Genomic DNA, 1,506 nt, shown 5'->3' with positions numbered 1-1,506 from the left:
TAGGGCGTGTATCGAAAGTGGATCTTCATCGTGAGATGATCTTGATTTGTGGCGCGTGGAGATCTGACGGACGGGGAGTGGGCGGTGCTGGAGCCGCTGTTGCCGAGAGCCAAGAAGCCTGGCCGACCGCCGATATGGACCAGGCGGCAGCTGATCGACGGCATACGGTTTCGGGTCCGCACCGGCATCCCCTGGCGGGACATACCTGTCGAGTACGGGCCATGGGGTCGGGTATACGACCTCTTCCGCCGGTGGCAGCGCAACGGCACCTGGCAGAGGATCTTCACCGAGCTGCAGGCCCGGGCCGACGCCAAGGGCCTGATCACCTGGGACATCAACGTCGATTCCACCATCGTCCGCGTCCACCAGCACGCCGCCGGGGCGCCGAAAGGGGGGATCTCCAGAAGGAGCCGCCCGGCGGCACCACCGTCGAACCGGCCGACCACGGACTCGGACGCTCGCGCGGTGGTCTGACTACCAAGCTGCATCTGGCTGTTGAGCAGCGGCAAAAGCCGATGTCGATCGTCATCACGGCGGGGCAGCGCGGCGACTCTCCGCAGTTCGAGCCCGTCCTGGATAAGGTCCGCGTGCCGCGCCTCGGGCCCGGCCGACCGCGCACCAGACCCAATCGAGTGCGCGCCGACAAGGCATACGCCTCCCGGAAGAACCGCGCCTACCTGCGACGTCGCGGGATCCGATGCACCATCCCAGACAAGGCCGACCAGGCCCGCAACCGCAAGAAGCGCGGCTCTCGCGGCGGCCGGCCACCGAAGTTCGACCCGGTCGACTACCGTGAGCGCCATGCGGTCGAATGCGGCATCAACCGCCTCAAGAGGCACCGGGCCGTGGCCACGAGGTACGACAAGCTGGCTGTGCGCTATGAGGCGACTGTACTGGTCGCTGCGATCAACGAGTGGCTGTGACCTGCGACGTCAGGTCAGGCTCCGGCGTGCTACAGCGAGAAATTCCGCCTTGAACGGCTCCAGGCGCTCGGCCAGGCTCCCCTCGTCACGCTCCTGCCAGACCGCTTGATTAAGGGCGCGGGCGTAGGCGGTCGTCGGTGAGTGAAGGCCAGGGGCACAGAGCAACTCGATGCTCTTCTCGGCTATTCGAAGACCGTCCATCGCCGGCCTGGCCGTCACATACCAGTCATCACCGACCTCCCATTGCGGCGGCCGCGCATGCGCTACGCCCTCCGCCTCCAGCGCGCACCGGATGAACTCCAGCACGGTCCTGATCTGCTCAGCACGTCGCTCCTCCGCCTGCGCCGCAGCCCGCCTTTGTTCTTCAGCCCGGTCAGCTGCCCGTTGCGTCGTGCGCTGGGTCAGATACGTCAACGCACCACCTACAGCCACACCGACCATCGAAATCACTGGGGTCCACAGGTCACCTGCCACGGCCGACTACTACCAGTACCTGCCCATCGACCGCTGCCGATCTTGCGAGACAGGCGTGTATGCCCAGATACCGAGCCGCTCCAAGACCCACTTCCGATACACGCCCTAG

General features: G+C 66.0%; 2 protein-coding genes. One reads left to right on the top strand and one right to left on the bottom strand.

Features of this window, described 5'->3' with window-relative positions; all coding sequences use genetic code 11:
* The first annotated feature begins 48 nt into the window (after nucleotides 1–48).
* Nucleotides 49–923, top strand: a protein-coding gene (locus ABZ876_RS39065; protein WP_361791194.1) for an IS5 family transposase whose coding sequence is annotated in 2 segments (ribosomal slippage) — nucleotides 49–442 and nucleotides 442–923 — 876 coding nt in all. Because the reading frame shifts where the segments join, the coding sequence is not laid out codon by codon here.
* Between the two features lie 9 nt (nucleotides 924–932).
* On the opposite strand, the gene ABZ876_RS39060 is transcribed toward ABZ876_RS39065, so the two are convergent.
* Entirely contained in the window at nucleotides 933–1,397 is a 465-nt protein-coding gene (locus ABZ876_RS39060; RefSeq protein WP_361791191.1) for a hypothetical protein, read from the bottom strand.
* Nucleotides 1,398–1,506 lie beyond the last annotated feature (109 nt).

The sequence above is a fragment of the Streptomyces sp. NPDC046931 genome (assembly GCF_040644655.1).
Lineage (GTDB): Bacteria > Actinomycetota > Actinomycetes > Streptomycetales > Streptomycetaceae > Streptomyces.
This window is presented reverse-complemented; position numbering and strand designations above follow the sequence as displayed.